This is a genomic window from Limnobacter humi, from assembly GCF_024518835.1.
In the GTDB taxonomy this organism is placed as follows: Bacteria; Pseudomonadota; Gammaproteobacteria; order Burkholderiales; family Burkholderiaceae_B; genus Limnobacter; species Limnobacter humi.
On sequence record NZ_JANIGO010000003.1, the window covers coordinates 117030 to 143385 of the forward strand.

Annotated in this window: 25 protein-coding genes and 1 pseudogene; 13 read left to right on the forward strand and 13 right to left on the reverse strand. The window is 57.4% G+C overall.

From position 1 onward, the window contains the following. Nucleotides 1–60 precede the first annotated feature (60 nt). From NQT62_RS09875 to cueR, 3 genes are read left to right on the forward strand one after another with little or no spacing between them, the layout of a single operon-like run. Complete coding sequence (locus NQT62_RS09875; RefSeq protein WP_256764880.1) at nt 61–447, forward strand: sterol desaturase family protein; 387 nt, start codon at nt 61–63, stop codon at nt 445–447. A gap of 53 nt (nt 448–500) precedes the next feature. Further along, nucleotides 501–2720 carry a heavy metal translocating P-type ATPase gene (locus NQT62_RS09880; protein WP_256764537.1) on the forward strand — a complete coding sequence of 740 codons (2220 nt, stop codon included), beginning with the start codon at nt 501–503 and terminating at the stop codon, nt 2718–2720. A 16-nt stretch (nt 2721–2736) separates the two neighbouring features. After that, nucleotides 2737–3144: a Cu(I)-responsive transcriptional regulator gene (gene cueR, locus NQT62_RS09885; RefSeq protein WP_256764881.1), complete on the forward strand. Its 408-nt coding sequence runs from the start codon at nt 2737–2739 to the stop codon at nt 3142–3144. Nucleotides 3145–3152: 8 nt separating this feature from the next. On the opposite strand, the gene gstA is transcribed toward cueR, so the two are convergent. The 3 genes from gstA to NQT62_RS09900 form a co-directional block, all read right to left on the reverse strand. Further along, complete coding sequence (gstA, locus tag NQT62_RS09890) at nt 3153–3764, reverse strand: glutathione transferase GstA (RefSeq protein WP_256764538.1); 612 nt, start codon at nt 3762–3764, stop codon at nt 3153–3155. A gap of 76 nt (nt 3765–3840) precedes the next feature. Next, a complete protein-coding gene (locus tag NQT62_RS09895) occupies nt 3841–4152 on the reverse strand; it encodes a hypothetical protein (protein WP_256764539.1) in 312 nt (103 codons plus the stop codon). 131 nt (nt 4153–4283) lie between these two features. After that, the gene (locus NQT62_RS09900; protein WP_256764540.1) at nt 4284–4490 is read right to left on the reverse strand and encodes a heavy-metal-associated domain-containing protein; all 207 of its coding nucleotides are present in this window, start codon (nt 4488–4490) and stop codon (nt 4284–4286) included. Nucleotides 4491–4739: 249 nt separating this feature from the next. Here NQT62_RS09900 and NQT62_RS09905 point away from each other — a divergent pair. Further along, nucleotides 4740–5123: pseudogene (locus NQT62_RS09905) on the forward strand (M48 family metalloprotease); the annotation flags it as partial. A 109-nt stretch (nt 5124–5232) separates the two neighbouring features. Here NQT62_RS09905 and NQT62_RS09910 read toward each other — a convergent pair. Continuing rightward, a complete protein-coding gene (locus tag NQT62_RS09910) occupies nt 5233–5826 on the reverse strand; it encodes a YqaA family protein (protein WP_256764541.1) in 594 nt (197 codons plus the stop codon). A 171-nt stretch (nt 5827–5997) separates the two neighbouring features. Here NQT62_RS09910 and NQT62_RS09915 point away from each other — a divergent pair, with 171 nt between their 5' ends. Then, nucleotides 5998–6999, forward strand: coding sequence for a putative solute-binding protein (locus NQT62_RS09915; protein WP_256764542.1), 1002 nt, complete (start codon nt 5998–6000; stop codon nt 6997–6999). Between the two features lie 160 nt (nt 7000–7159). Here the strand turns inward: NQT62_RS09915 and NQT62_RS09920 are convergent, their stop codons facing one another. Continuing rightward, a complete protein-coding gene (locus NQT62_RS09920; RefSeq protein ID WP_256764543.1) occupies nt 7160–7291 on the reverse strand; it encodes a hypothetical protein in 132 nt (43 codons plus the stop codon). A gap of 90 nt (nt 7292–7381) precedes the next feature. Further along, entirely contained in the window at nt 7382–9190 is a 1809-nt protein-coding gene (edd, locus tag NQT62_RS09925; protein ID WP_256764544.1) for a phosphogluconate dehydratase, read from the reverse strand. A gap of 30 nt (nt 9191–9220) precedes the next feature. On the opposite strand from edd, the gene zwf reads away from it, so the two are divergent. The 5 genes from zwf to NQT62_RS09950 all read left to right on the forward strand — a co-directional run bounded on the left by zwf (nt 9221) and on the right by NQT62_RS09950 (nt 15332). After that, complete coding sequence (gene zwf / locus NQT62_RS09930) at nt 9221–10717, forward strand: glucose-6-phosphate dehydrogenase (RefSeq protein WP_256764545.1); 1497 nt, start codon at nt 9221–9223, stop codon at nt 10715–10717. Then, nucleotides 10714–11349 (forward strand): bifunctional 4-hydroxy-2-oxoglutarate aldolase/2-dehydro-3-deoxy-phosphogluconate aldolase, encoded by a 636-nt coding sequence (locus NQT62_RS09935; RefSeq protein ID WP_256764546.1) that lies wholly within the window; start codon nt 10714–10716, stop codon nt 11347–11349. The genes zwf and NQT62_RS09935 overlap by 4 nt, the downstream gene beginning before the upstream one ends. Before the next feature lie 26 nt (nt 11350–11375). After that, nucleotides 11376–12242: an SMP-30/gluconolactonase/LRE family protein gene (locus NQT62_RS09940; RefSeq protein WP_256764547.1), complete on the forward strand. Its 867-nt coding sequence runs from the start codon at nt 11376–11378 to the stop codon at nt 12240–12242. A 124-nt stretch (nt 12243–12366) separates the two neighbouring features. Continuing rightward, a complete protein-coding gene (locus NQT62_RS09945) occupies nt 12367–14628 on the forward strand; it encodes a TonB-dependent receptor (protein WP_256764548.1) in 2262 nt (753 codons plus the stop codon). 20 nt (nt 14629–14648) lie between these two features. After that, nucleotides 14649–15332, forward strand: a complete 684-nt coding sequence (locus NQT62_RS09950) for a Fe2+-dependent dioxygenase (RefSeq protein WP_256764549.1) — start codon at nt 14649–14651, stop codon at nt 15330–15332. Here NQT62_RS09950 and NQT62_RS09955 read toward each other — a convergent pair. From NQT62_RS09955 to NQT62_RS09970, 4 genes are all read right to left on the reverse strand, one after another. Then, nucleotides 15299–18439 (reverse strand): efflux RND transporter permease subunit, encoded by a 3141-nt coding sequence (locus NQT62_RS09955; protein WP_256764550.1) that lies wholly within the window; start codon nt 18437–18439, stop codon nt 15299–15301. The genes NQT62_RS09950 and NQT62_RS09955 overlap by 34 nt on opposite strands. Then, the gene (locus NQT62_RS09960; protein WP_256764551.1) at nt 18436–19788 is read right to left on the reverse strand and encodes an efflux RND transporter periplasmic adaptor subunit; all 1353 of its coding nucleotides are present in this window, start codon (nt 19786–19788) and stop codon (nt 18436–18438) included. The genes NQT62_RS09955 and NQT62_RS09960 overlap by 4 nt, the downstream gene beginning before the upstream one ends. Before the next feature lie 4 nt (nt 19789–19792). Then, nucleotides 19793–21100 (reverse strand): TolC family protein, encoded by a 1308-nt coding sequence (locus tag NQT62_RS09965; RefSeq protein WP_256764552.1) that lies wholly within the window; start codon nt 21098–21100, stop codon nt 19793–19795. An 85-nt stretch (nt 21101–21185) separates the two neighbouring features. After that, complete coding sequence (locus NQT62_RS09970) at nt 21186–21584, reverse strand: hypothetical protein (protein WP_256764553.1); 399 nt, start codon at nt 21582–21584, stop codon at nt 21186–21188. An 85-nt stretch (nt 21585–21669) separates the two neighbouring features. Between NQT62_RS09970 and NQT62_RS09975 the strand changes: the two genes are divergently transcribed. From NQT62_RS09975 to NQT62_RS09985, 3 genes are all read left to right on the forward strand, one after another. Then, nucleotides 21670–22281 carry a cytochrome b/b6 domain-containing protein gene (locus NQT62_RS09975; RefSeq protein WP_256764554.1) on the forward strand — a complete coding sequence of 204 codons (612 nt, stop codon included), beginning with the start codon at nt 21670–21672 and terminating at the stop codon, nt 22279–22281. Beyond that, nucleotides 22281–23060 (forward strand): molybdopterin-dependent oxidoreductase, encoded by a 780-nt coding sequence (locus tag NQT62_RS09980; RefSeq protein ID WP_306173620.1) that lies wholly within the window; start codon nt 22281–22283, stop codon nt 23058–23060. Before NQT62_RS09975 ends, NQT62_RS09980 begins: the two co-directional genes overlap by 1 nt. A gap of 74 nt (nt 23061–23134) precedes the next feature. Continuing rightward, nucleotides 23135–23374 carry a DUF2789 family protein gene (locus NQT62_RS09985; protein WP_256764556.1) on the forward strand — a complete coding sequence of 80 codons (240 nt, stop codon included), beginning with the start codon at nt 23135–23137 and terminating at the stop codon, nt 23372–23374. Nucleotides 23375–23392: 18 nt separating this feature from the next. Here the strand turns inward: NQT62_RS09985 and NQT62_RS09990 are convergent, their stop codons facing one another. The 3 genes from NQT62_RS09990 to NQT62_RS10000 form a co-directional block, all read right to left on the reverse strand. After that, nucleotides 23393–24709, reverse strand: a complete 1317-nt coding sequence (locus NQT62_RS09990) for an NAD(P)/FAD-dependent oxidoreductase (protein WP_256764557.1) — start codon at nt 24707–24709, stop codon at nt 23393–23395. A 90-nt stretch (nt 24710–24799) separates the two neighbouring features. Further along, a complete protein-coding gene (locus NQT62_RS09995) occupies nt 24800–25624 on the reverse strand; it encodes an ABC transporter substrate-binding protein (RefSeq protein WP_256764558.1) in 825 nt (274 codons plus the stop codon). Then, the gene (locus NQT62_RS10000; RefSeq protein WP_256764559.1) at nt 25624–26313 is read right to left on the reverse strand and encodes a hypothetical protein; all 690 of its coding nucleotides are present in this window, start codon (nt 26311–26313) and stop codon (nt 25624–25626) included. The genes NQT62_RS09995 and NQT62_RS10000 overlap by 1 nt, the downstream gene beginning before the upstream one ends. Between the last annotated feature and the right edge of the window lie 43 nt (nt 26314–26356).

The window sequence follows — 26356 nt, forward strand, 5'->3', positions numbered from 1 at the left end:
TTACCTCTTTTTTCTATAGCCAGTATAACCCAATGAAAAAAAAGGATTTGACATTTTTCCATCTGTCAAAAAACCACTCTACAAGCTGTAAGGCACGTAAATGCTGTGTTCTGGAGGTTAAGTTACTTAAGTACCCCGTTTTCTAGTGTAATCAATTGCCCCCAGCACCACCGCTTGCACCATGCCAAAAATGAGGCGTACCACGACTGCAACTACGGCGGGATTTTGATTGTGTGGGACCGCTGGTTCGGCACCTTTCGCGACTTTCAGCCCGGCGTGGCGCCAGTGTATGGCACCCTCACGCCCGTGCTCTCAACCAACCCGCTCAAACAGGGCATCATGGGTTGGGTACATTTGCTCCAAAAAGTGGGCAAGGCACCGGGATTGCTCAACAAATTGAAGTGCCTGTGGTTGCCACCCGGCTGGACACCGTCCAAAACCGCTTGACCTTGACATCATGGTAAAGTTCAAAGTCAGTCCATCGACTGATGGAGAACGCCATGAACACCAACACCAACCCGCATCCAACGGTGTTGCGCATCGAGGGCATGACCTGTGCCTCGTGCGTGGCACGGGTTGAAAAAGCCCTCAAAAAAGTACCCGGTGTGCGGGAAGCCACCGTCAACCTGGCGACCGAGAAAGCCCAGATTGAGGCGCAGGGTGTGAGCCCAGCACAACTGATTGAGGCGATTCAAAAAGCAGGTTATGACGCCAGCCTGGTGGACCATGACCAGGCACCTTCTGCCAGTGAAACGTCCACGCCTGGGCTACCAGCCTGGTGGCCAGTGGCCGCCGCTGCCGCCCTCAGCATTCCATTGGTGCTACCCATGCTCTGGATGCCGTTTGGCATCGACTGGATGCTGCCGGCCTGGTTGCAATGGCTGCTGGCAACCCCAGTTCAGTTTGTGCTGGGTGCCCGGTTTTACAAGGCCGGTTGGCGAGCGTTGAAAGCTGGCGCTGGCAACATGGACCTGCTGGTGGCCCTGGGCACGAGTGCTGCCTATGGCCTGTCGGTGTATTTGGTGTTTGCACACAGCAGCCATGAGGGCATGGTCCCCCACCTGTACTTTGAGTCATCTGCGGTGGTCATCACCTTGGTACTCCTGGGAAAATTCCTGGAAGGCCGGGCCAAAGCCCAAACCGTCGAGGCGCTTCGGGCACTGGAGGCTCTGAAGGTGACATCGGCCATTGTGCGTCGCCACGGGCTGGAAGCGGAAATCCCGGTTCATGAAGTGCGCATCGGTGATTTGATTGTGGTGCGCCCTGGCGACCGCATTGCGGTGGACGGCATTGTGCGCGACGGCGAGAGCCATGTGGATGAATCGTTGCTGACCGGTGAAAGCCTGCCCGTCACCAAGCAGGTGGGCAGCACAGTCACAGGCGGTGCCATCAACAGCGATGGGGTACTGTTGATCGAAACCACCGCCATCGGCAGCGACACGGTGTTGTCCCGCATCATTCAACTGGTGGAAGATGCCCAAGCCAAAAAAGCCCCCATCCAACGTTTGGTGGACCAGGTCAGCAGTGTGTTTGTACCGGTGGTGCTGGTGCTGTCAGTCCTGACTTTATTGGCATGGGGTTGGTTAACGGGCGATTGGGAGCAGGCGCTGTTGAACGCGGTGGCGGTGCAAGTCATTGCCTGCCCTTGCGCCCTGGGGCTGGCCACACCGACGGCCATCATGGCCGGTACAGGCGTGGCTGCCCAACACGGTATTTTGATCAAGGATGCGGAGGCGCTTGAACTGGCGCACCGCATATCCGTGGTCGCATTCGACAAAACAGGCACACTCACCGAAGGCAAACCCCGCGTGGTCGCCGTGGATGCAGCCGCCCAGGCTTGGGATGCGCATCAAGTCCTGGAATTGGCCGCAGCAGTCCAGGCCCACAGTGATCACCCGCTGGCCAAAGCCATTGTGTCGCAAGCGCAGGCAGAACAACTGCAATGGCCCACGGTGCAAAACCTCAAAGCCCTGCCAGGGCGCGGCGTGGAGGCCCAATGGAACGGGCAACGCGTGTTGTTGGGCAATGCACGGCTGATGCAGGACAACAGCGTTGATCTGGACTCACTTTTCCAGCAAGGGCAAGCCCATGAAGCGGCGGGGAAAACACTGTCTTGGCTGGCCTTGGACCATGCCCTGCTGGGCCTGATTGCCCTGGGTGACACATTGAAACCCCAGGCAGCCCAAGCCATCCAGCAGTTACAGCAACACGGTGTGCGCAGCGTGATGCTGACCGGCGACAATGCCGGCGCTGCGGACAACATTGCACAGCGATTGAAGCTGACAGACTTTCGCGCCAACGTACTGCCTCAAGACAAAGCAGCCGTCGTGAGCGAACTGCGGGGGCAAGGCCAGGTGGTGGCCATGGTGGGCGACGGTATTAACGATGCCCCCGCACTGGCTGCCGCCGATGTGGGCATTGCCATGTCCACAGGCACCGATGTGGCCATGCACACGGCTGGCATTACGCTGATGCGGGGCAACCCAGCCCTGGTGGGCGATGCCATCGACATTTCGCGCCACACCTTCCGCAAAATCCGCCAAAACCTGTTTTGGGCCTTTGTGTACAACGCAGTCGGCATTCCGTTGGCTGCCTTGGGTTTGTTGAACCCCATGCTGGCTGGTGCGGCCATGGCCATGAGCTCCGTGAGTGTGGTCAGCAATGCGCTCTTGCTCAAGCGCTGGAAACCCAAAGCCGATGTTTTAAACAAGGGCCATTAAGGAATTGAACCCCATGATGAATATTGGAGAAGCGTCCAAACACACGGGCATCAGCGCCAAGATGATCCGCTACTATGAAAGCATCGGATTGATTGGCGAGGCCAACCGAACCTTCTCCGGTTACCGCCAGTACAACGACCGGGATGTGCAAACCCTGCGCTTCATTCGCAGGTCCCGAGACTTGGGGTTTTCCATTGAACGCATCAAGACCCTGCTGGCCTTGTGGCAAGACCAGGGGCGCAAAAGCGCCGATGTCAAAAAGCTGGCCCAGCAATACATCGCTGAATTGGACGCAGACATTGAGAAACTACAGTCCATTCGACAACAGCTTCAACACCTTCAGCACTGTTGCCATGGGGACAACCGCCCGGACTGCCCCATTCTGGATGAATTGGGCGCACCGGGCGGCAAAGGATCACACTGAGGGTCGATTTATTTGATCCAGCCTTCTGCCTTCATGGCCCGCTGCACGGCGGGCCGTAGTGCCACACGCTGGCGATAAGCCTCCAGGGCGGGCCAGCCACCAGGCAGGTCCACGCCCACAAACCCGCACCAGCCCAACACGTTGAACAGGTAGGCATCGGCCACGGTGAATTGCTCGCCCATCAGGTAGGTGTTGCTGCCGAGCAATTCCACGATGTCAGTGAGACGTTTACCCAGCTTGTTCCGGAAGTGCGGCTTGATCTCGGTCGACAACTCACGGTCAAACAGCGGTGAAAACCCTTTGTGAATTTCAGAATTGATGAAACCCAACAACGACTGCAATTGGGTTCGGGCCAAGGTGCCGTTGGCGGGGGCCAACTTCAATTCAGGTTTTAAGTCGGCCAGGTATTGCACAATGGCCGGGCCCTCGCTGATGCGTTCGCCGCCGTCCAGCTCCAACAGCTGGACGTGGCCTTTGGGGTTGATGGCGTAATAATCACTGCCGTCTTCCAAGGTGTGGGTTTTCAAACTGACCGCAACGGCCGAGACGGGCAAGCCCAGCTCTTCAATCACAATGCGGGGGGACAGGGAACAGGTTCCCGAGGAGTAGTACAGCTTCATGGCGTTCTCCGGAATCAATCAAACGGAACATCATCCTGAAGTGTGCCACGGTGGCAAGGTCAAGAGCGCAGTGGACTCAACTGTGGTGAGGTTCTTCGATCAAGCGCTCGGCTGGTGCACGGTTGACCGCACACCCACCATCGCGAAACGAACTGGTCCACTTGTCCTCGGATGTCAACAGCGACACAGCCGCCAAAGCGCCGGGAAGCCTTTTCAGCTCACTCGCGAGGATGTCTGGCTTGACCGGGCTCGCCCCCAGCCAGCTTTCTTCCCGTCGGTCGGTGTATTTGGATTTCTTGGAAAAACCGGGCAAGCCTTCATCGGCCAGGGCCGGAGCGGTCATGGCCACGCTGGAGGCCAGCAGGGCAGACAAGGATGCGTGCTTCATGCGGAAAAACCTGCAAAGAGAATCGAACCTGAGAAAGCTAACGCCCTGCTCAGCTGCTTCGTTGACGCCCCCGTCAAACCATTTGGGGGATAAACAGGCCGCAATTCTGGCTTTGGTGCATGAAACCTTGATTACAGCGCTTTCACACCGGTTACGACGTAGCCATCGTCGGCCAACGCGGCTTTGACCTCATCCAGATCCACCTCACCGTCCACCGTCACGGTTTTGGAAGGCAGGTCCACGCGTACCTTGGCCTGTGGATGAAGGCCAACAATGGCTTTTGTAACATGGCTGGCACAATGGCCACAGGTCATGCCGTTTACGGTCATCTCAATCATGGAGTTCTCCTGGGTGCAACAACAAGAATGATGATCAGCCTTACCACCATGGCAAGGTCAAGCACTGAAAACACAATCATCCGTAATTTGCGTACACTGGGTGCAACACGTGCGTGTCTTTTTTCTGCACTTTGCCCGGAAAGCACTGTGAATCATCGCCCCGCCCTTCATGTGTCTGCCATCGCCTTGCTCATGCTGACGTCAGCCTGCGGCACGCTGGAACCCGAGCCCAAACAGGACCTGGTCAGCATGGTGCAGCTCTTTGAGACACTGCGAAATGAATACGAAGTGCCTTATTCACGCTTGGGGCTGGAAGACACGCAATTGTATGCCTATGCCAAAGCCAATCACCATGTCGTCATGGACGAGCCATTTGCCAGCCAGCTAACCGAGCCCGCCATGCGGTTTGTGCTGGTGCATGAACTGACCCACGTGCGCTTTCAAGACCCGCGGCAAGCCCACCAGCTGCTGAAAAAAATCCATGCTGAGCAAGGCGGTGATGGTGACCAGCGATTCATGACGTTGTTGGGTCGGTACGCTGCGCACCCTGAATTTCAGGCCTTTGTACGACAGGCCGAAACCCGTGCCAATGAGGCCGCCATCGAACACCTGGAAAAGCGCCACATGGATGTGTGCGCCGCCGTTCGGGAAATTGAAACCCAAACCGGGCAGCGCTTCTCAGTGGGCACCAACACCGCGTGCAACATCGCCAACCAGGTGGATGCCCCCAACGCTGTGGACGTTAGCCCCCCGAACGGCGTGGGTCCAATGCCATCCGTTTCTGAATCACTTCCGTTGCCTTCGCCGCAGACAACGCTGCCACATAAAAGCGAAGACCCCGCGCCAGCAGAGAAGTCAGAATAAACACCGCGATGTTCATGCCGAACAATCCCGATGTGATGGTCATCACCTTGTAAGGCAGGGGGCTGATGGCACTGACCAGAATCGACAAACCACCCCACTCTTTGAAAAAGGCCTCCGTGGCTGCAAAAGCGCCGGTGTAGCCCCACTGAGCGATCAACTCACGCGACCAATCGGCCGCAAAATGCCCAATGGCATAGCCCAGCAGTCCCCCCGCAGTGGACGCCACGGTGCCCACCAAGGCAAACCACTTGGCTTTCTCCGGTTTGGCAATGCACATGGGAATGAGCATGGCATAGGGCGGTATCGGAAAGAACGATGCCTCAATGAAACTGATCACAGCCAGCAAGGCCGGCGCATGTTTGTGTCCCGCCCAACGGGCGAACAAGCGGGCAAAGTAGCCCATTTTTTGTTCAACCGCCGCTTGTTCGGCAACGGCCTGTTTTGACGGTGGCGTGGTGTTGTGCGGGTTCATGGCGAAAGACAAAACATCGAATGGGGCCATTGTAGACGGGGAATGTGAATCCAATCCGAATTCGCCTCCATTCGCAGCCGATACTTGCCGTCCTGGGGATAGCGCTGCCATACTCCGATGGCAACAAGAGGCTGTAAGCCCGTTCCCCATCGTTATCCGGAGACAATAATCATGAACAAAACCGCCGCCTTGCTGGCGTTGGCCACCGGCCTGTTGATTGCGCCCAGCGCCTTTGCCGCCCCCACCAAAATGTGTATTTTCGACATTGCTGGACGCAATGGCCCCGCCTTCAACCAGGCCCGTGACTATGCGGTGGCCGCCAAGGAATGGGGCGCCGACATTGAATTGCAAGCGTACGTGGATGAGCGCTTGGTGGCGGAGGATTTCAAGACAGGCAAGTGCGACGCGGTGGCCATTTCTGCCCTGCGTGGACGGCAGTTCAACCAGTTTGTGGGCAGCATCGACTCGATTGGTGCAGTGCCCACCTACAAGCACTTGCAGGCGATTATTGACCTGACCAACAATCCGAAACTCGCCCCCAAGATGACGCAAGGGCATTTTGAGGTGGTGGGTATTTTGCCGATTGGTGCCGCTTATGTGATGGTGAACGATCGCAGCATCAACTCGGTGGAAAAAGCGGCTGGCAAAAAAATCGCGGTGCTGGATTACGACAAGTCGCAAGCCAAGATGGTGCAGCAATTGGGCGCACAACCCGTGTCGTCTGAGGTGATCAACTTTGGCAGCAAATTCAACAACGGCCAAGTGGACATTATTGCTGCACCGGCCATTGCCTACCAACCGCTTGAACTCTACAAAGGCATCGGTCAAAAAGGTGGCATTTACCGTTTTTCGCTGGTACAACTAACGGCCAACCTCATCATACGGAAAGACAAATTTCCGGAGGGTTTCGGTGCCAAGTCCCGGGTGTGGGTTTCAAAGCAGTTTGACCGCGCTGTGAAACTGGTCGACATTGCTGAAAAAGCTGTTCCAGCAGCCGCATGGCTGGACATTCCACCAGCAGACCATGCCAAGTACGAAGTGCTGATGCGCGAAGCCCGAATCCAGATGACCAAGGAAGGCTTTTACGACGCGGAGATGACCAAGCTGCTGAAGAAAATTCGGTGCAAGTTTGACGCGGGTTTGGGTGAGTGTGCGGACAAAAACGAGAGCTGATCGGGACAGTTCGACAATGCGCGGGGCAACCTTTACATTCGGGGGGCGTTCGGACTGGGCTACCGGAGCTGCTGGAGGCCAATAAACCTCGATGAGTAACAGTACCGCCAGGGGTAATAACCGACCCGGCAATTGACCATGGTCGGCGATACTCAACAACTCAGGACTTCTTCTCGTCCTTCACCGGTGCGTTGCTCTTGGGCTGGTCACCCAGGATACTTTTGGCTGGGCAAATCTTGAATGCGGGGCATTTCTGGCAACCAACAGCCACTGCAATGGGGCATACAGTCATGGCAATATCCTTGATATGAGTAGGGGTATCACCATCATGGCAGAGGGCTGCCCCGAACTCAAGCAAAAAACCCGACAAATCCTTCCATTTTCAAGGCTGCTCACCCGGTATTTCAAACAACACGCTGGCCCCCTCTTCTGCTGTGCTCACGTGCTGACGCCACAACTGAAAATAACCACGCCCCAGGCTCACAGCCTGAGCCTGTTTCGGTGATGATGCCCGGCTATCCAGATCGGCGTCGGTGTTCAACACACCGGAAACGGCATCCACAGAAACCCAGTCTCCGTCACGCAGCTTGGACAGCGGGCCACCACTGTCCGCTTCTGGGCACACGTGGATGGCCGCCAACACTTTACCCGAGGCACCGCTCATGCGACCATCGGTCACCAAGGCCACATTCAAGCCCCGATCAAGCAGCACGCCGAGGACAGGGGTTAATTTGTGAAGCTCCGGCATGCCATTGGCCCTTGGCCCTTGGTGGGTCACCACGACCACCACATCCGACTGGAACTCATCCCGCTTGAATGCGTCGATCACCTGTGCTTGATCATTGAATACACGGCATGGCGCTTGAACCACCCGGTGGTTTTGCTTCACGGCAGACACTTTGCACACGGCACGTCCCAAATTGCCGGTCAACAATCGGATACCGCCATCGGGCTGAAAAGGCTGGTTCCAAGGGCGAAGCACATCCGGATTCCGGGTGGCCTGGGGTTTGCGCACCGAAAAAATTTCACGTTGGGGTTCCACTTCACCCACCGTATCCGCCAGAGAAGTACCCCACACGGTCATGGCAGTGCCATCCACATAACCGCCATCCATCAACGTGGCCAGCAAACCTGCTGTGCCGCCTGCAGCCTGAAATGCATTCACGTCTTCCACACCGTTGGGATACACACGGCACAACAATGGCACTGCGGCAGAAATGGCATCCAGATCGGTCCAATCCATGGTGTATCCAGCAGCACGGGCCACTGCAAGCCAGTGGATGGTGTGGTTGGTTGAACCACCCGAGGCCATGAGGCCCACCAAGGCATTCACCAAACTGGCGGCATTCACCAAATGCCCCAAAGCCAAAGTGGGGTTGCGCGTTGCACTGGCCACAGCCCGCACACTGTCGTTCAGTACCGCATCCCGTTGTGGACCAAATGGGGACTCAAACGCAGCGCCCGGAAACTGCAAACCCATGAAATCCAGCATCAGCTGGTTGGAATTGGCCGTGCCGTAAAACGTGCAAGTGCCAGGGCTGTGGTAAGCCCGCTCCTCGGCCTGCAGCAATTCATCCCTGCCGGCTTTGCCCTCTGCCGCCAACTGGCGAATGCGGGCTTTTTCGGGATTGCTCAAACCGGTTTCCATGGGGCCAGCCGGAATAAACACAAACGGCAAATGCCCAAATGCCAAAGCCCCCATGAGCAGGCCCGGCGCAATCTTGTCGCACACCCCCAGCAAAACGCCGCCATCAAACACATTGTGAGACAGGCCAATGCAAGCGGCCTGCGCAATCACATCGCGGGAAAACAGTGACAACTCCATCCCTTCACGCCCCTGCGTGACCCCGTCGCACATGGCCGGTGTGCCGCCAGCCACCTGGGTGGTCGCGCCCAGGGCTTGTGCCGCTTCGGCGATGCGGGCAGGGTATTGCGCAAACGGTTGGTGGGCCGACAACATGTCGTTGTAGGCCGTGATGATGCCCAGGTGTGGCGCCTTGTGCAGGGCAATGACCCGCTTGGCGGGTGGTTCAAACACTGCGGTGGTATGCGCCAGGTTGGCAGCGCCCACGGCACTGCGGTTCTGCGCAGCGCTTGGCAAGCTGTCCAGATAACTGGAGCGACCGCTTTTTGAGCGGGCCTCAATCGCGTCACGGACTTTCAGCAACGCGGGATGTAAGATGGTGGACATGGCATTTCCAATCAACATGGAGCAGACTGCATGAATCAATCGGGCAACCTGGGCAGCGGCAGCGACTCACCCGCCAATCCGGTGGGCGAGTTTACGTTTGTGCTGCACGGTGCAGGTGGCGACCTGGCCAAGCGAAAAATCATACCGGCCTTGGCGCAGTTGGCCAGCGTGGGTTACTTCTCGCCCGGTGCAAGACTCATCTTCGCACAAAGAGAGGCCTTGAGCCCAGCGCAGGCCTTGGCTGAAGTGGATGCATTTCTGGCACGTACCGGTAACGATGCTGCCCGAGCCACCCTGCCTGCGCTGGCACCCTTGTTGTCCACCTGTTCAGTTCGCTTGGGTGAAGCGACTGCAAAAGCCGCGCTGGATGCGGCCATTGCGCAAGGCCCCCACCCGGTGGTGCACTATGCAGCATTGCCATCTTCCCGATTCAAAGACTTGATTGCCTGCTTGCCAGAGGAACGGTCTGCCCAGCGCTTGCGCCTGGTGCTTGAAAAACCCCTGGGCTTCAATGCCCGTGAATCGGCCGACATTGAAGCCGCAGCGGCTGCCAAATTCAATGAAGACCAGATTTTCCGGATTGACCACTACCTGGGCAAACAGGCGGTTCAAAACCTGTTGGCCCTTCGTTTGGGCAACCGAATTTTTGAACCGCTTTTAACGCGCGAGCACGTGGCCTCCGTTCAAATCACCGTGGCTGAAGATTTGGGTGTTGAAGACCGGGCCGGTTTTTATGAACACGCGGGCGCTCTGCGTGACATGGTTCAAAGCCACATGCTGCAGTTACTGGCCATTGTGGCCATGGAACCCCCGGTTTCGCTGGAAGCCAACAGCCTGCGGGATGAAAAGCTCAAGGTGTTGCGCTCGCTTAAAGTGCCGCAAGTGTTGAGCACTCCCGAGATCATCACCGGGCAATATGCAGACGGCTACGTCAAAGGCCAACCGGTTCCGGGCTATTTGAATGAGCCCGGTGTACAAGCCCACTCCTGCACTGAAACCTATGTGGCATTTCGCACCGAGGTGCAAACCTGGCGCTGGGCTGGCGTGCCCTTTCTGTTGCGCACCGGCAAACGCATGCCCCGGCGGTTTGCAGAAATCGTCATTCAATTTCGCGATGTACCCAAACCACTCTACGAACCAGTGGGCGGACACTGGAGTGGAAACCAGTTGGTGATACACCTGCAGCCCGACGACAAACTGGAGCTGAAACTGTTGGCCAAAACGCCAGGCGAGCGCCTGCGTTTAAAGCCCGTGTCGCTGGACCTGGATTTTTTCAACACCTGGCGCATTCCGGTGCGGGATGCTTATGAGCGCCTGATCACCGACATTTTGCGGGGACGCCTCAGCCTTTTTCTTCGGCGGGATGAAGTACAAACCCAATGGGAATTTGTGGACCGTATATTGTCAGACCTGAAGCAGCACGGTTTGGGGCCGGTGCCCTACACCAGCGGAACCTATGGCCCATCGGCTGCCACCGCCATGGCCTTGCGCACCGGTGCACTGTGGTCAGAGGACGGTGTGTCATGAACAGCATTCCCCTACCCAGTCTTCAGGCCATCATGCCAGTGGTGGTCATCGATACCGTGGACCAGGGCCTGGCCATCGCCAACGGCCTCTTGTTGGGCGGCATTCGGCAAATTGAAGTGACGTTGCGAACCACGTGCGCACTGAAGGCCTGCGAAGCCATCGCTCGCGATGTACCGCAATGCCTGCTGGCTGTGGGTACCGTCCTGACAGTTGCCGACATGGACCATGCGGTTCAGGCTGGGGCTCAATTATTGATCTCCCCTGGGCTAACCAACCGGTTGGCCGAACAGGCTCATCTGAAGAGCCTACCCTGGATTCCCGGGGTGGCCACCGCCACTGACATGATGAATGCCCGGGACTGGGGCTACAGCGTCTTGAAATTCTTCCCAGCCATGGCGGCGGGCGGACCCACTGCATTAAAGGCCTTGTCAGCCCCCCTGCAGGATTTGACCTTCATTCCCACAGGTGGTGTTGGGTTGGCAGACCTGCCTGCGTGGAAAGCCTTGCCCAGCGTTCAAGGTGTGGGTGGCAGCTGGTTAACGGCCAATTTGCAAGGCATGAAACCCGGAGAGATTGAACGAACCGTTGCTGAACGTGCTGCTGAGGCCTTGAAACATTGGCAACAGGCATGAGAACCGGTGTAACCCAGGACTGGACCATGGAATGGTCACCAATTGAGCTGGGTGGCGCCTCACTCACCGAAAGCCCACGGTACGCCCACCAGCAATGGGTGTGGGTCGACATTCCGAGCAAAATCCTCTACCGCTGCAAGACACCCATCCACGCTGCCAGGCACCCCATTGAACAGACCGTGCTACCCGACGAAGTGGCTTGCGTGTTGCCCACGGCACAAGCCGATGTGTGGCTGCTCATGGGCCGTCACGATGTATACACCGTCGACTGGACGAGCAGCAACGCCACCATTCAAGCTCACCGCATGAGCCTGCCGTATGACCCCAACACCCATCGATTCAATGATGGTCAATGGGGGCCAGACGGTGCAGTGTGGATTTCCACGCTGGTGGACGCTCGTCAACCGAATACCGCAGGGTTGTATCGTATCCAAGATCAACACGCCGAATTGAAGGCTGCCGACCTGGTGGTTGGCAATGGGCTTGCATTCTCACCCGATGGGACCCAGCTGTGGCTGGCCGATACTCGGCAGCGGTGCATCTGGCGTTACCCGTTCAACAAGGCCACCGGCGTGCTGGGCCAACGCACCCTGGTTGCCCAATACACCACCGCCAATGAACGACCCGACGGTGCGACCATTGGACCCGATGGCCATTATTGGGTGGCCATTCTGGAGGGTAGTCGTCTGGACCGATACACCATGGACGGGAAACCCTTGCCCGCCGTCCCTGTGCCTTTAAAACGCCCCACCATGCCCTGCTTCGGCGGACATGGCTTACCTACCTTGCTGGTTACAGGTCTTGCACCCACTGGCGAGTATCCCAATGCCCAGGGCTTTGAACAAGCCACCCTGGTGTTTGCACCGCTGCCTCCAAACCTCACGCCAGCTTGATCCACAGATGAACAACTCGAAGCATTTTCTCGACAGAATGCATGAATGAGAATGATTTCTATTTACATTATTATTGACGCATGGCACCATGACACCTCTTCTCAACTAAACTCGATCCATTGCCATGACCCACAACGCCTCCCCAAACCCCCGACGCGGCCTGAGGAAGCCCAATAGCCTGAGGCAACCCACACTGGCCGCCGCCATTGGCCTGGCCGCTCTGCCCGGTCTTTCTTTTGCGGAGGAATCCAAGCCACAGACATTGAATGCAGTAGTGGTAGAAGGCCAGGCTGTCAAGGGACAAAACCCGCTGGGCAATGCGGACTCACCGTATAAAGCCGAGTTGATGGAGTCATCGAAATTTGCCCGCCCGGTGGCCGAGACGCCCAAGAGTATTCAGATCATCACCAAAGAGGCCATCAAGGACTCCGGGGCCACCGACCTGAAAGACGTGATTCGTGTGCAACCCGGCATCACCATCAGCACTGGTGAAGGGGGCAACGCATTCGGTGATCGTTTTATTATTCGCGGTTTTGAAGCCCGCAATGATGTGTTTATCGATGGCCTTCGAGACCCCGGTGTAACCAGCCGCGAAACCTTTGCAGTGGAGCAAATTGAGGTGTCCAAAGGCCCCAGCAGCAGCTTTGCCGGTCGGGGTACCACAGGGGGGGCCATCAACAACGTCACGAAAAAGCCTGGCCCGATCGACTTCACCACGCTGGAAGTGGGCTTGGGTACAGACCATAAATTTCGAACCACGCTGGATGCCAATCGCCAACTAACGGACGACACGGCAGTCCGCGTGAATGCCCTGTATTCAGACCGGGACCTTCCAGCGCGAGATGGTGCTGAACAGCAGCGCCAAGGCCTGGCTGTTGCGATTGATCAGCGCATCAACTCGCACCTGAAATTGAGCGCTGATTATTACTATTTTCGGTCAGATGAAATTCCCGACGGTGGCGTGCCTTGGGACAGCGCAGCAGGCAAGCCGGTCAGCGGGAGAAAATTCTATGGACAAAACGGGCGGGATTTTCTGAACAATGGTGCCGACATTCTGACCTTCGGTGTGGACTACAACCTGGGCAACGGTACCCGCCTTGAAAACCGAACGCGGTATGGCGTAACGACCAACCAATACATCGTAACCATTCCCGGTTTGGGCGTGGTCAATGGCACTGGTGCTTGCGTTGCCGGCACCAATGTGGGTGTCAACACACCTGGCGTGTGCGTCCGGGCCACTTCGCAAAACCGAAACCAACAGAATACCTACATCGGGAACCAAACCAACTGGATCAAGGAATTTGACTGGGGCTCCATCCAACACCACGTGGTCGCCGGGGTGGAATTCTCCCGCGAAGAAGCCGAGAACATTCCCTATGTCGACAGCCTCCGAACACCGAATGCCGGTGACCCCCTGAACACCAACAACAATGCTTGGCTGCAACAGGGTGGTCGCTACACACCCAGCAGCAACATCACGACCATCCGCGCCAATACGCTGTCCGCTTATGTGTTGGACACGGCCAAGCTCAACAGCGAATGGGAGGTGTTCAGCGGCTTGCGCTACGACACCTTCGACTATGCCTATTACACCGGGCCGAATGATTACCAGGGCACCTCACGGGGTGGTTACAAAGACGGGTTTCTCAACGGCCATGTGGGTGTGACCTACGCACCATGGGTCAATGGCAATGTGTATGCCACCTACAGCACCTCATCGAATGCGAGTGGAGAACAACTGGATGCCACGGCGTGTGACTACGGCGGCTTGTGCGGCAGCAATGTGAAGCCCGAACGCAACCGCAGCGTTGAAGTGGGCACCAAATGGCAATTGGTGGACAAGCGGCTGTTGCTGACAGCAGCCGTGTTTGACATCACCAAAAGCAATGTGTTGTCACAACTTTCGCCGGGTGTGTTCACACAGGTGGGCGAATTGCAAGTACGCGGTGTCGAGATCGGCGTAGGCGGCAAAATCGATTACGACTGGGACATCAATGCGGGGCTGGCCGTGTTGGACACCGAAATTGTGAAGTCTGATACACCGAGTGAAGTGGGCAAATCATTCCCCAACACCGCAGAGACCAGTGCCAATGTGCAAACCCGTTACAAGCTGGATGACCAATGGGCGATTGGCGGCACAGTGACTTACAAAGGCAAGATTTCCGGTGGCACCCCCAATGGCCCGGTGACCAACAATTCGCTGGAGGCCAGCACCGTGTGGGATGCCATGGCCGAGTACCGGGTATCCAAAGACCTGAAGGTCCGGCTCAATATCCTCAACCTGTTTGATACAGAGTATTACACTGCACTGTATCGTTCTGGTTCACCGTTCACCTACGTGGGCGAAGGCCGCTCTGCAACGCTTACCGTCATCAAAGACTTTTAATTCAACCCGAGACCTTGACCATGTTGATCGTGATTCCGAAGGTGCTGAACGCCGACGAACTGGACTCATTTCGAACCGCGTTGCACGCAGCAGAATGGACCGATGGCAAAGCCACTGCAGGAACTCAATCGGCAGCGGTCAAGGTCAATCAACAGCTGCCAGAACTCAGCCCGGTGGCGCAGCAACTGGGCAACCGCTTGCTGAAGAAGTTGGGTGCACATCCGCTATTTTTGTCGGCGGCATTGCCCAAAACCATTTATCCACCGCTGTTTAACCGCTATCGGGGTGGTGAGCATTTTGGTGTGCATGTGGACAATGCCATTCGGCCCATCGCCGGAACATCACACATCATTCGAACCGACTTGTCGGCCACGCTTTTTCTGATGGAGCCCGACAGCTACGACGGCGGTGAGTTGGTGATTGAAACCCAGTTTGGGTCCCAAGCAGTCAAACTGAACGCTGGGGACATGGTGCTGTACTCGGCCAGCAGCCTGCACCAAGTGAATGCCGTCACCCACGGTGAACGGCTGGCGGCATTCTTCTGGCTGCAAAGCCTGGTTCGAGACGACGGCGTGCGCCAATTGCTGTTTGACCTGGACCAAAGCATTCAAGAACTGACGCAAACCCTGGGACAACGCCACAACGAGGTGGTGCGGCTGACGGGTGTGTATCACAATCTGATGCGGCGGTATGCCGAGGTCTGATTCATCCACAAAAATGCAGCCGGCACCACAAACAGCGACAGCAAAGGCGCTGTGACCATGCCGCCCACCATGGGGGCCGCAATGCGCTGCATCACCTCGCTGCCGGTGCCAGTACTCCACAGAATGGGGACCAAACCCGCCAGAATGGTGAACACCGTCATGGCTTTGGGTCGAACACGCATGACCGCCCCTTCAACAATCGCCTCCAGCAGGTGTTCATCGCTGTTCAAGCCCTCATCCAGGCGAGCTTTCCACGCCTGGTTAAGGTACATCAACATCACCACACCAAACTCGGCAGCCACACCTGCGAGGGCGATCAAGCCCACCCCCACGGCAACCGACAGGTTAAAGCCCATCCCCCACACCAGCCACAAGCCACCCGTGAGGGCAATGGGCAAGGTGGCCATGATCAACAGCCCCTGCCCCAGTGAGCCAAAGGTGGCTGTCAACAGCACCAAAATAATCAGCAAGGTCATCGGCACCACCACCTTGAGCCTTTGTGCAGCACGTTCCAGGTACTCAAATTGTCCGGACCAGCTGATGGCATAGCCGGGGGGCAGGCTCACGGTTTGAGCCACAGCCCGCTGCATGTCCTTCACGGTGGCCTGCAAGTCACGTCCGCGAATGTCGATGTACACATACCCAGCCAGTCGCGCATTCTCGCTGCGCAACATGGGCGGCCCTGCCGCAACCGATACGCGGGCAACATCGCCCAGCACAATCTGCTGCCCCAGTGGCGTCTGAATGGGCAGGTTCGCCAGTGCGGCGGGTGAATCCCGCAACTCGCGCGGGTAACGAATTTGAATGGGGTATCGCTCCAGCCCTTCCACCGTCTCGCCCACCACCTGTCCACCGATGGCACCACTCACCCAGGCCTGCACATCGGCCACGGACATCCCGTAACGGGCTGCAGCGGCGCGGTCCACGGTCAACTCAATGTAACGCCCACCGGTCAAACGTTCTGCCAGGGCACTCGTCACCCCAGTGACCGGTTTGACCGCCTGCTCCACCTGACCGGCGATCTGATAAATCGTGGCCAGGTCTGGTCCGGTGACCTTCACACCCACTGGGCTTTTGATGCCGGTGGCCAACATGTCAATGCGGTTGCGAATGGGGGGTACCCAAATGTTGCTCAAACCGGGCACACGCACTGTGCGGTCCAGTTCATCGACCAATCGATCCGGGGTCATGCCCGGCCGCCATTGGTCGCGGGGCTTGAATTGAATCACGGTTTCAAACATTTCAACGGGCGCAGGGTCCGTGGCCGATTCAGCCCGCCCCGCTTTTCCGTACACCGAGGCCACTTCAGGCACTTGCTTGATCAGGCGATCGGTTTGCTGCAACAACTCGGCAGCCTTGCCAATCGACAAACCCGGCAAGGCGGTGGGCATGTACAGCACATCGCCTTCATCCAGTGGGGGCATGAACTCGGACCCCAAATGCAACAATGGCCACAGGCTGAACACGGTCAGCACCACACCCAGCAACACGGTGAATCGCGGGTGTTGCAACGCACGGTTGAGCAAGGGCCGATATGCAGACACCATCCAGCGGTTCAACGGGTTGTTGACCTCGCCGGGAATGTGACCCCGAATGAGATACCCCATCAACACCGGAATCAAGGTAACGGCCAAAACCGCCGAGGCGGCCATGGCATAGGTTTTGGTGTAAGCCAACGGTGCAAACAAGCGCCCTTCTTGCGCCTGCAAGGCAAACACTGGAACAAAACTCAAGGTGATGATGAGCAACGATGAAAACAGGGCTGGCCCCACCTCCACCGCGGCCTGTTGCATCAATTGCCAGCGGGTGGCTGTGTCAGGGGTGTCGTCTGGGTGCTGCTGTTGCCAACGCTCCAAATGCTTGTGTGCGTTTTCGATCATCACCAACGCAGCATCCACCATGGCGCCGACGGCAATCGCAATGCCACCCAGCGACATCACATTGGCGTTTACACCTTGAAGGCGCATGATCACAAACGCCGCCAGAATACCCAATGGCAACGACACCACCGCCACCAGCGATGAACGCACATGCCAAAGAAACACGGCACACACCAGGGAGACCACCAGCATTTCCTCCAGCAGCTTGTGGGTCAGGTTTGAAATGGCCGAGCGAATCAGGGTCGAACGGTCGTACACCGTCACCAACTCAACGCCTTGGGGCAAGCCGGGCTTCAATTGATCCATCTTTGCCTTCACGGCTTCAATGGTATCCAGGGCGTTTTCACCACTGCGCATCACCACCACACCCCCCACGGCCTCGCCCTCGCCATTGAGCTCGCCCACACCGCGACGCATGTCGGGCCCCAGTTGAATGCGGGCCACATCGCCCAGCAAAACCGGCACACCGCGGTCATTGCTGCGGATGAGTACAGCGCGGAAATCATCCAGTGTGGCCAGATACCCCGTGGCACGCACCATGTACTCGGCCTCACCCAACTCGATGACCGAGCCGCCCGCTTCCTGGTTGGCCGCTTCAATGGCGGACACCACATCCCGAAGCGATACCCCGCGCGCCGCCATGGCCTGCGGGTTCAGCACCACCTGGTACTGCTTCACAAACCCGCCGATGGATGCCACCTCCGACACATGAAGCGCGGTTTTCAATTGCGGCTTCAGGTACCAGTCCTGGATGGAGCGGAGTTGAGCGAGGTCCAGCCGGTGAGTGGTGTCGCGCAAGGCATACTGGTAGACCCAGCCCACCCCAGTGGCATCGGGTCCAATGGTGCTTTTCGCGCCAGCGGGCAATGTGGACTGCGCCTGGTTCAAATACTCCAGCACGCGCGAGCGCGCCCAATACAGGTCCACCCCATCCTCAAAAATCACATAAACAAAACTGTCCCCGAAAAAGGAAAAGCCCCGCACATCTTTCGCACCGGGTACCGACAACATGGTGGTGGTGAGCGGATAGGTCACCTGCTTTTCGACAATCTGCGGTGCTTGACCCGGGTAGCTGGTTCGAACAATCACCTGAACATCCGACAGATCGGGCAGTGCATCCACCGGTGTCTGAGGCAAGCTCAACAGACCAGCGACTGTCAACAAAGCGCTGGCCAGCAAAACCAGCAGCCGGTTTCGCACCGACCATTCAATCAACCAGCGAATCATGGCTGCACCCCGGTGCTGGCATTCAGTCGATCTTCCAGGCCTCGAAGACTGGCTTCCGAATCAATCAGGAATTGACCCGACAACACCACCGACTGCCCCTCGGACAAGCCCGACAAGACTTCCACCTGCCCCTGCTCTTCCAGCCCCAACCGAACGGGCTGGGGTGCAAAATGACCATCGCCCAGGTCCAACATCACCACCGTGCGCTGACCGGTGTCAATCACAGCTTCGCGGGGTACCAGCACAGCAGGTTGTCGCGCGTCAACCGCCAAGCGGGCTGATACAAATTGACCCGGCATCAGGCGACGCCGGGCGTTGTCGACCTCCAGTCGAACCACTGCCGTGCGGGTCTGGTTGTTCAGTTGTGGCAACACCGCCTGTACCCGAGCCGGAAACTCGCTGGCCGGGTCAGCGGGGTTCAGTACGGTGGCCACCGAACCCGGTTTGATCAGACCAACCTGGGTCTGGGGCAATTCCACATCCAGCCAGACGGAGTCCAGCGTGTTGATTTCTGCCAAGGTGGTGCCTGCCTGAACGGTCATCCCTTCGCGCACCGCCAGGCTGGTGACTACACCGGCCTGCGGAGAGACCACCGGGATGGTGCCCATCACATCGCGACGCTGAACCAGCGAAGCAATTTGAGCAGGGCTTAAACCCACCTGCCGCATGCGCTGCCGCGCAGCATCCAGCAAGGCGGCATCAGCCACCGAGCCAGCCCGCAACAAGGCCAGGTAATCGCGCTGGGCGGCCACCCATTCAGGCACATACAGTTGAACCAGCATTTGCCCGGCGCGGACCGGGTCGTACGCCGCCTTCACACCCAGCGCCTCGACAAACCCGGTGGCGCGGGCTTGCAACACCACCCGGTGCCGTTCATTCCATTGCACAGTGCCCTGTGCGACCACGGTCGGGTTCAGACTGGCCCGTTTGACCGTCGCTGTCCGGATACCCAAATTCTGCTGTATGCGTGGACTGACGGTGACAGTACCCGGGTCTGAACCCGTGGTGCTTTGGTAGGCGGGCACCAGCATCATGTCCATGAACGGGCTTTTGCCCGGGGCCTCAAAGCGTTTACCCGGCACCATGGGATCGTGGTAATACTGGATTTTCAGACCGGTATCCGGGTCCACATCACCCGCTTTCAAACCTGCATCCATGTGGCGTTTGGTTGCCGCCTCACCCTGCTCAATAGACCAATTGCTGGGGTCAGCGGATGCGCTTTGAGTGGATGAAGGCTCACGCATTGAGCCTGCCATCGACATCCCATGCTGCAGGCCAAACCACCAGGCTGTTCCCGCAACCAAGGCCACCCCCAAACAGACAACAATCACGGCGTGATTTTTTTTCATGGCGTTACTCCGGGGTAGTCAGGTATTGAAGGTCAGCCCAGGTCAGGGCCAGTTCCAGCTGTTGGCGCAGGCTGTCCAGTTCTGCATTCAATGCCTGGCGACGGGCTGTGGCCAGGGTGGTCAGGGTGATTTTTCCGCTGGCATAATCGGCTTGGGCCTGCTGGCTCAAGGTTTGAGCCAAGGGGAGAATGGACTGTTGGGCGATGGTCCATCGAGTCAGCAAGCTCTGGTATTGAACCAATTGCCGCTCCACTGTGTGTTGCAGCATGCGCTGCAATTCAATGTATTCCGCCTGCATTTGCAGAACGCCGGCCTGGGCAGCCTCAATGGCGACAGCCTGCTTTTCATCGGTATTCCACAGCAAAGGCCGTGAAGCACCCACGGTCAGCATGTCCGAGAATTGGGATCCGCGCGCTGACAGCATCACGCTGTAGGTCCAATCGGGCTCAAGACTTTCCTTGCGCAGGGCGAGCTGGGCCTGTGCTTTGGCAATGCCGGTCTGCGCCATGTTCAACTCGGGCAGACGCTCAATCTGGGTGACCAAACCCTCCATGCGCCATGGGGTCTGGCTCAATCGCTCTGCATTGAAGTCAGCCGTCCCCACATCGGTGCCCGCCCAACGTTTCAAATCATGGCGGGCGATGGCCTGTTGTGCTTGCAGGGTTGCCGACAACTGTTGCCACTCCAGCAACGCAGCTTTGGCATTGAGCACATCCGTGGCCGATTGCGTATGGCTCTCGAAACCGGCCTGTGCCCCCAGCAATTGCACATCCAGGGCCTGTTTCTGTTGCGCAACGCTGCGCAGCATCTGGTTGGTCAACCAGTCGCTGAGCCAGGCCTTGGCCGTCTCGGTTTTGATATGGCTCAGCTGTTGCGCACGCTCAACACGGGCCAGCATTTCATCGCTGGCAAACACTGCGGACTGCGCCTGTCGCCGGGCCTGTCTCACCCAAGTCTGCATGAAACCCACGCTGCGCATGGTCATGAAATCGCGCCCCACACTGAAAGCATCGGCCCCATTGATGGGTAAATTCGTGAGTGACAGATTCAACACAGGGTCATCACCGGCCAGACTTTCTCTGGCCATCAAACGGGCCATCTGCGCTTTTTTGTCCACAGCCATCAAGGATTGCGAACGTTCAACGGCCCGTCCAATGGCCTCATCCAGCCCGATGGGGGCCTGATTGTCCAGTGCCTGCTGGGCCTGGTTCAGGGTGTACTGCACATCTGCAGCGTACAGTGGCTGCATTGCGCACAAAACGATTAACGGTGCCCATCGCAGGGCACCTTGCCATCGGCTGAACTGGGCCATGACCACTCTCCACAACATCAACAATCCATGTCCATGCCCCATCCAAATTGCATGGGGCACGCAACTTCAGTTCGATCGGGGGGAGTCAGGCTTTGGGCGGTTTGAACGGCAGCGCGACGGCCGCATCCAGCCAATATAGAGGTGGCATTTGAAGCGATTGCCGAGACATTGGAAGGCGATGTTGAGTGGCTGGCATGTTGAACAGTGCCAACACCGGAGAGGCCACAGCCACCTTCAGGAAACAGGCCTGTGGTTCTACAGCGTGCGTCGAGGCCAAATCGTGTTGGGTGGCAGCCTCAGCCACAGGCCCTTGATGCTGCTCTGAAGAGTGCGCTTCAAAGCTGGGCCATTCCATGCAGCACGGCATGGCCTGCATGCCGAGTTTCAGCACCAGACCACACAACACCACCAGGGATAACCAACGCACCGCTTTCATCAATGGAACACGCGTGAACAGAATCACAGTATCAAACAAGCGGTCCATTCTGTCCAGCCGGGGTAAATCCTGTGTGTAACCTTTCGTCAGGTCGTGCCGAACTCACGAGCATCCACCACCCTTGGGGTTGCTCATGGCGCACACCAGTTCTTCCATTCACCCCCGCTGGGTTCGCGCCTGGCATTGGCTGAACGCACTCGCCATCGGGGTGATGGTCACCAGCGGCTGGAAAATTTTCAACGCCTCGCCGCTGTTTGCCTGGTACTTTCCACCCGAAATCACCCTGGGCGGCTGGTTGGGTGGTGCCTTGCAGTGGCATTTTGCAGCCATGTGGCTGTTGGTGGTTAATCTGCTGGTCTACCTGGGTTTTTCAATCATCACGGGTCGATTGCGTCACACGCTGATCACTGGCCTTCTGCGCAATTTGGTCAGTGATGTTCGCGCATTTCTGCGTGGCCAATTGAGCCATGCCAACCCATTGCAATACAACGCCATTCAAAAACTGGCGTATCTGGGTGTACTCGGCCTGATTGCGTTGGTTATTTTGAGTGGCTTGGTGTTGTGGAAATCCGTTCAGTTTGGCCTGCTCAGGGATTTGTTGGGCGGTTATGAAACTGCACGATGGATTCACTTCGGTGCCATGAGCGGCATTGTGCTGTTCGTCGTCATTCACCTGGCCATGGTGGCTTTGGTGCCGCGCACACTGCTGGCCATGCTGGGCCTGGAACACACGGGAGAACAGTGATGGTTTACAAAAAACGCCTGCTTGGTATTGATTCGGATGTGCAACAGGAAGCCAACCGTGCATTGGTCAAGATGGCACCCAACCTGCAGCGACGCGGTTTTTTATTGGGCTCGGGCTTGGGTACGCTCAGCCTGTTGTCCGGCTGCAGCTTAAGCGACGAATCCAGCGTCGAGAAAGCACTGATGACAGTCTCGCGGTTCAATGACCGCGTGCAAGGTGCCCTGTTTTCCTCCACCGCATTGGCCCCGACCTACACACCCGCCGACATGACCCGGCCCTTTCCGTTCAATGCATATTACGGTGAAGAGGAGGTTGTGACGGTGGATGAAGCCGACTATCGACTGGAGCTGGCGGGGCTGATTGCCAACAAACAGGCCTGGACGCTGGATGCACTGCGTGCCTTGCCGCAGGAAGAACAGATCACGCGCCATGTGTGCGTGGAAGGCTGGAGCGCGATTGGTCGCTGGGGTGGTGTGCGGCTTTCAAATTTCCTGCAATTGATTGGTGCAGACACCACGGCCAAATACGTGGGCTTTAAATGTGCAGACGACTACTACACCAGCATTGACATGGCCACCGCCTTGCACCCTCAAACCTTGTTGACGCTGACCTACGATGGTGAAGTGCTGCCGCCGAAATATGGCTTTCCGATGAAGTTGCGCATGCCCACCAAGCTGGGTTACAAAAACCCCAAACACATCACCACCCTGTTTGTGGCCAACGCCTACACCGGCGGCTATTGGGAGGACCAGGGCTACAACTGGTTTGGTGGTATCTAAAACCTGCCGTCAAATCCGGCGTATGCTGTCAGCAGCGCGACCAGCCGGTTGCGCAAGCCCCGGGAGCATTCACCATGGATAGTCACCACCACTCATTCACAGCGCTGTTCAAACACTTGGGACTGGATGCCGAGCCTGATCAGATTGCCGAGTTTTTGAGGATGCACTCGCCGTTGCCGGAGGATATCCGCGTGGAGCGCGCGCCGTTTTGGAGTGCGTCACAAGCTGCCTTTCTTCGCGAGGGCTTGGAGCAGGACAGCGAGTGGGCAGAAATGATCGACCAGCTGAGTGCAGCGCTGCGCAAGCCCCAGTAGATGCTTGACCCATGGGCATTAGTGCAGCTTGACCAAAGGCGTTGCACGTTTGGTCAGAAAACGGGCCATGGCCAGCAAAAAAGTTTTGACAGGCCCCAACACCGCGTAGTGGTGCATTAAGTGCAAACTTGCATACATTGACCGAGCAAAGAAGCCTTCGACAAACAGGTTGCTGGCTTTGAACAGATTGCCCATCAAGCTGCCCACCGAACTTCGGGTACCGAGGGACACCAGTGAACCGTGGTCCTTGTACACGTAGGGCTTGTTGCTGGGTGTGCGTCCCTTCCGTTCCGCCACAAATCGCGCCAGCAGATAATCAGCCTGTTGATGCGCAGATTGCGCACGGGGTGGGACCCAAGTGCCATCGGGTTGAGCACAGGCTGCGCAATCACCCAACGAAAAAACATGGGGTTGACCCTTCACCTGCAAGTTCGCCTCCACCTCCAGTTGGTTGTTTTTGTTCACAGGCAAACCCAAGGTGGCCAACAAGGCGGGAGCCTTGATACCAGCTGCCCACACGCACAAATCCGCTTTGTAGTGGTTACCGGCTGCGTCCAGCACCGCCTTGGGAGAAATATCGACCACCCTGCACTGGTTCACGATGGTCACATGGCGGGCTTCCAACAATCGCTGCGCTGCATCAGACACAGTATCGGGCAGCACGGGCAAAATTTTGGATGCACCCTCCAGGAGGGTGATGTTCACATCCCGCGCAGCGTCAATATGGCGGAAACCAAACCGGCTGTGTACATGGCTGGCCTCGCGCAACTCGGCAGCCAGTTCAACGCCAGTGGCGCCAGCACCAATGATTACAATGTTCAGGTTCGCCGAGGGGTCTTGCTGCTTGCGCAGGTCCAGCATGGCCAGTTGCTTGAGCATTTTCAGGCGGAAACTTTCCGCCTGCTGGGGACCGTCCAGTGAAATGGTGTGTTCCGCTGCCCCTTTCACGCCAAAATAATTGCACTGGCTGCCAATCGCAATCACCAATCGGTCATACCGCAAAGTTCGTTTGGGGAAAATTTCATCACCTGCATCGTCCAGCACCGGCGACAATGTGATGTGCTGAACGTCGGCCTGCAGACCATCCAGACTGCCCAACACGAAATTGAAACCATTGTTGTAGGCCAACATCGAATAGGACAACCCTTCCTGGTGAATGTCCAGCGTCCCAGCAGCCACTTCATGCAGCGACGGTTTCCAGATGTGATAGGTTTTGGCATCCACCAAAGTGACACACTGGGGGCCCAACTCAGACCCGAATTTTCGGCCCAGCTTGCAGGCCAGCTCCAGCCCCCCAGCACCACCACCCACAATCACGATATTCGACAGGCTCATCGCTTGCACCTTATAAAAAGTTGATTGCCGAGATCGGCTGTTCGCAATGGGATGTGGATCAATGGGGACATGCAGCGCCTCGAACATGGTTTACGGGGTGTGGTACGGCTTCAGTGTGCCATAGGCCCAAGCATGAATCAGGTTTTTGAGCGCCTGCAAACCATCGGTGAGACAGGCGGGCCCGGGCTGTAAAATCAACGGCGATTTAATCTCATACACATGACCAGCCTGTACCGCAGGAACAGCGCCCCAACCTGGTCGAGCCACCACCTGCTCCGGCCGAAACTTTTTGCCGCACCAGGAGCCAATGATGAGGTCCGGCTGCCGCGCAATGATGTCACCGGTATTGGCAATAATCCGGTTTTTCCCCAGGCTTTCTCGCGCCAGCTCTGGAAAGATATCGACGCCACCGGCCACCGTGATGAGTTCAGACACCCATTGAATGGCACTGATGGCTGGCGTGTCCCATTCCTCGAAATACACCTTGGGCTGCCGGTGCAAGCGTGCGGACTCTGCAACCACGGTGTCGAGTGCGCGTTGCATCTCCCCCAGCAGTTCAAGGCCACGGGCTTGCGCATTCACCATGGAGGCCACTTGAAACAGCATGTCCAGGATTTCCGGAATGCTGCGCTGGTTGAACACCGTCACCTGGATGCCGTGGCGGATCAACTGTGCGGCAATGTCGGCCTGCAAGTCTGAAAAACCAAAAACACAGTCCGGCTTCAGGTCCAGAATCTGATCAATCTTGGCGCTCAAAAAAGCGCTCACCTTGGGTTTTTCAAGCCGCGCCCGCTTGGGCCGCACCGTATAACCGGAAATGCCCACAATGCGGTGCTCTTCACCCAGCAGGTAAAGCCACTCGGTGGTTTCTTCGGTGAGGCAAACAATGCGTTGCGGGCCTTTGAGTGTGTGCATCAGGCAATCACCTCAGCAACAGACTGCATCTTGCGCCTTGACCACCGGTTCAATGGAATAGCGGCCAGATACATCAGCGCACCAAACACACTCATGGCTGTAAAAGCCTCTGAATCCGTATTCAGGCTGTTCAATACCAAAATGCTCAGGGTGAGGTTTCGAATCAGTGCGGTGATGGCCAGGCCTTTCTTGCCTTCGGCCCAGATGCCCCCAACACACAACACGAACACCAGCAATAAGGACACGGCCGCCAAATCCCAATGTTGGGACAACTTGGGCAATTCACGCACAGCCACCAGCACAATCAAGGCCAGCACACTCCAGTTCCCGGCTGCGTCCAGGCGGGCACGCCATGCAGCCGATGGGCGATTTTGCCGGGCAAACCACTGCCCCAGAACCCAAGGCAAACCCACCGCGAACAACAAAACAGCCAGAACCAGAGCGGCCTGGTGAAGGGCCTCGGGGCTTTCCATCAACCAGAATGTGGTGAAGGGAATGAACAACAGGGCCACCACAGCGCTGACCATGAGTCGAGAGGAAACACCCATTGGATTGGCACCAACAGCCAACGCCATGGGTACCGATGATGTACCCGTGCCCGCCAGAATGCACACGGACAAACCGAGCAAGGCGGGTTGAGAAAGCACACCGACGGTGTGAAGTAACATCAAGAGAAGCAGTGGGCTCACGTAATGAGCCCACCAAAATCGAATGGGGTGGATGGACTGCCAA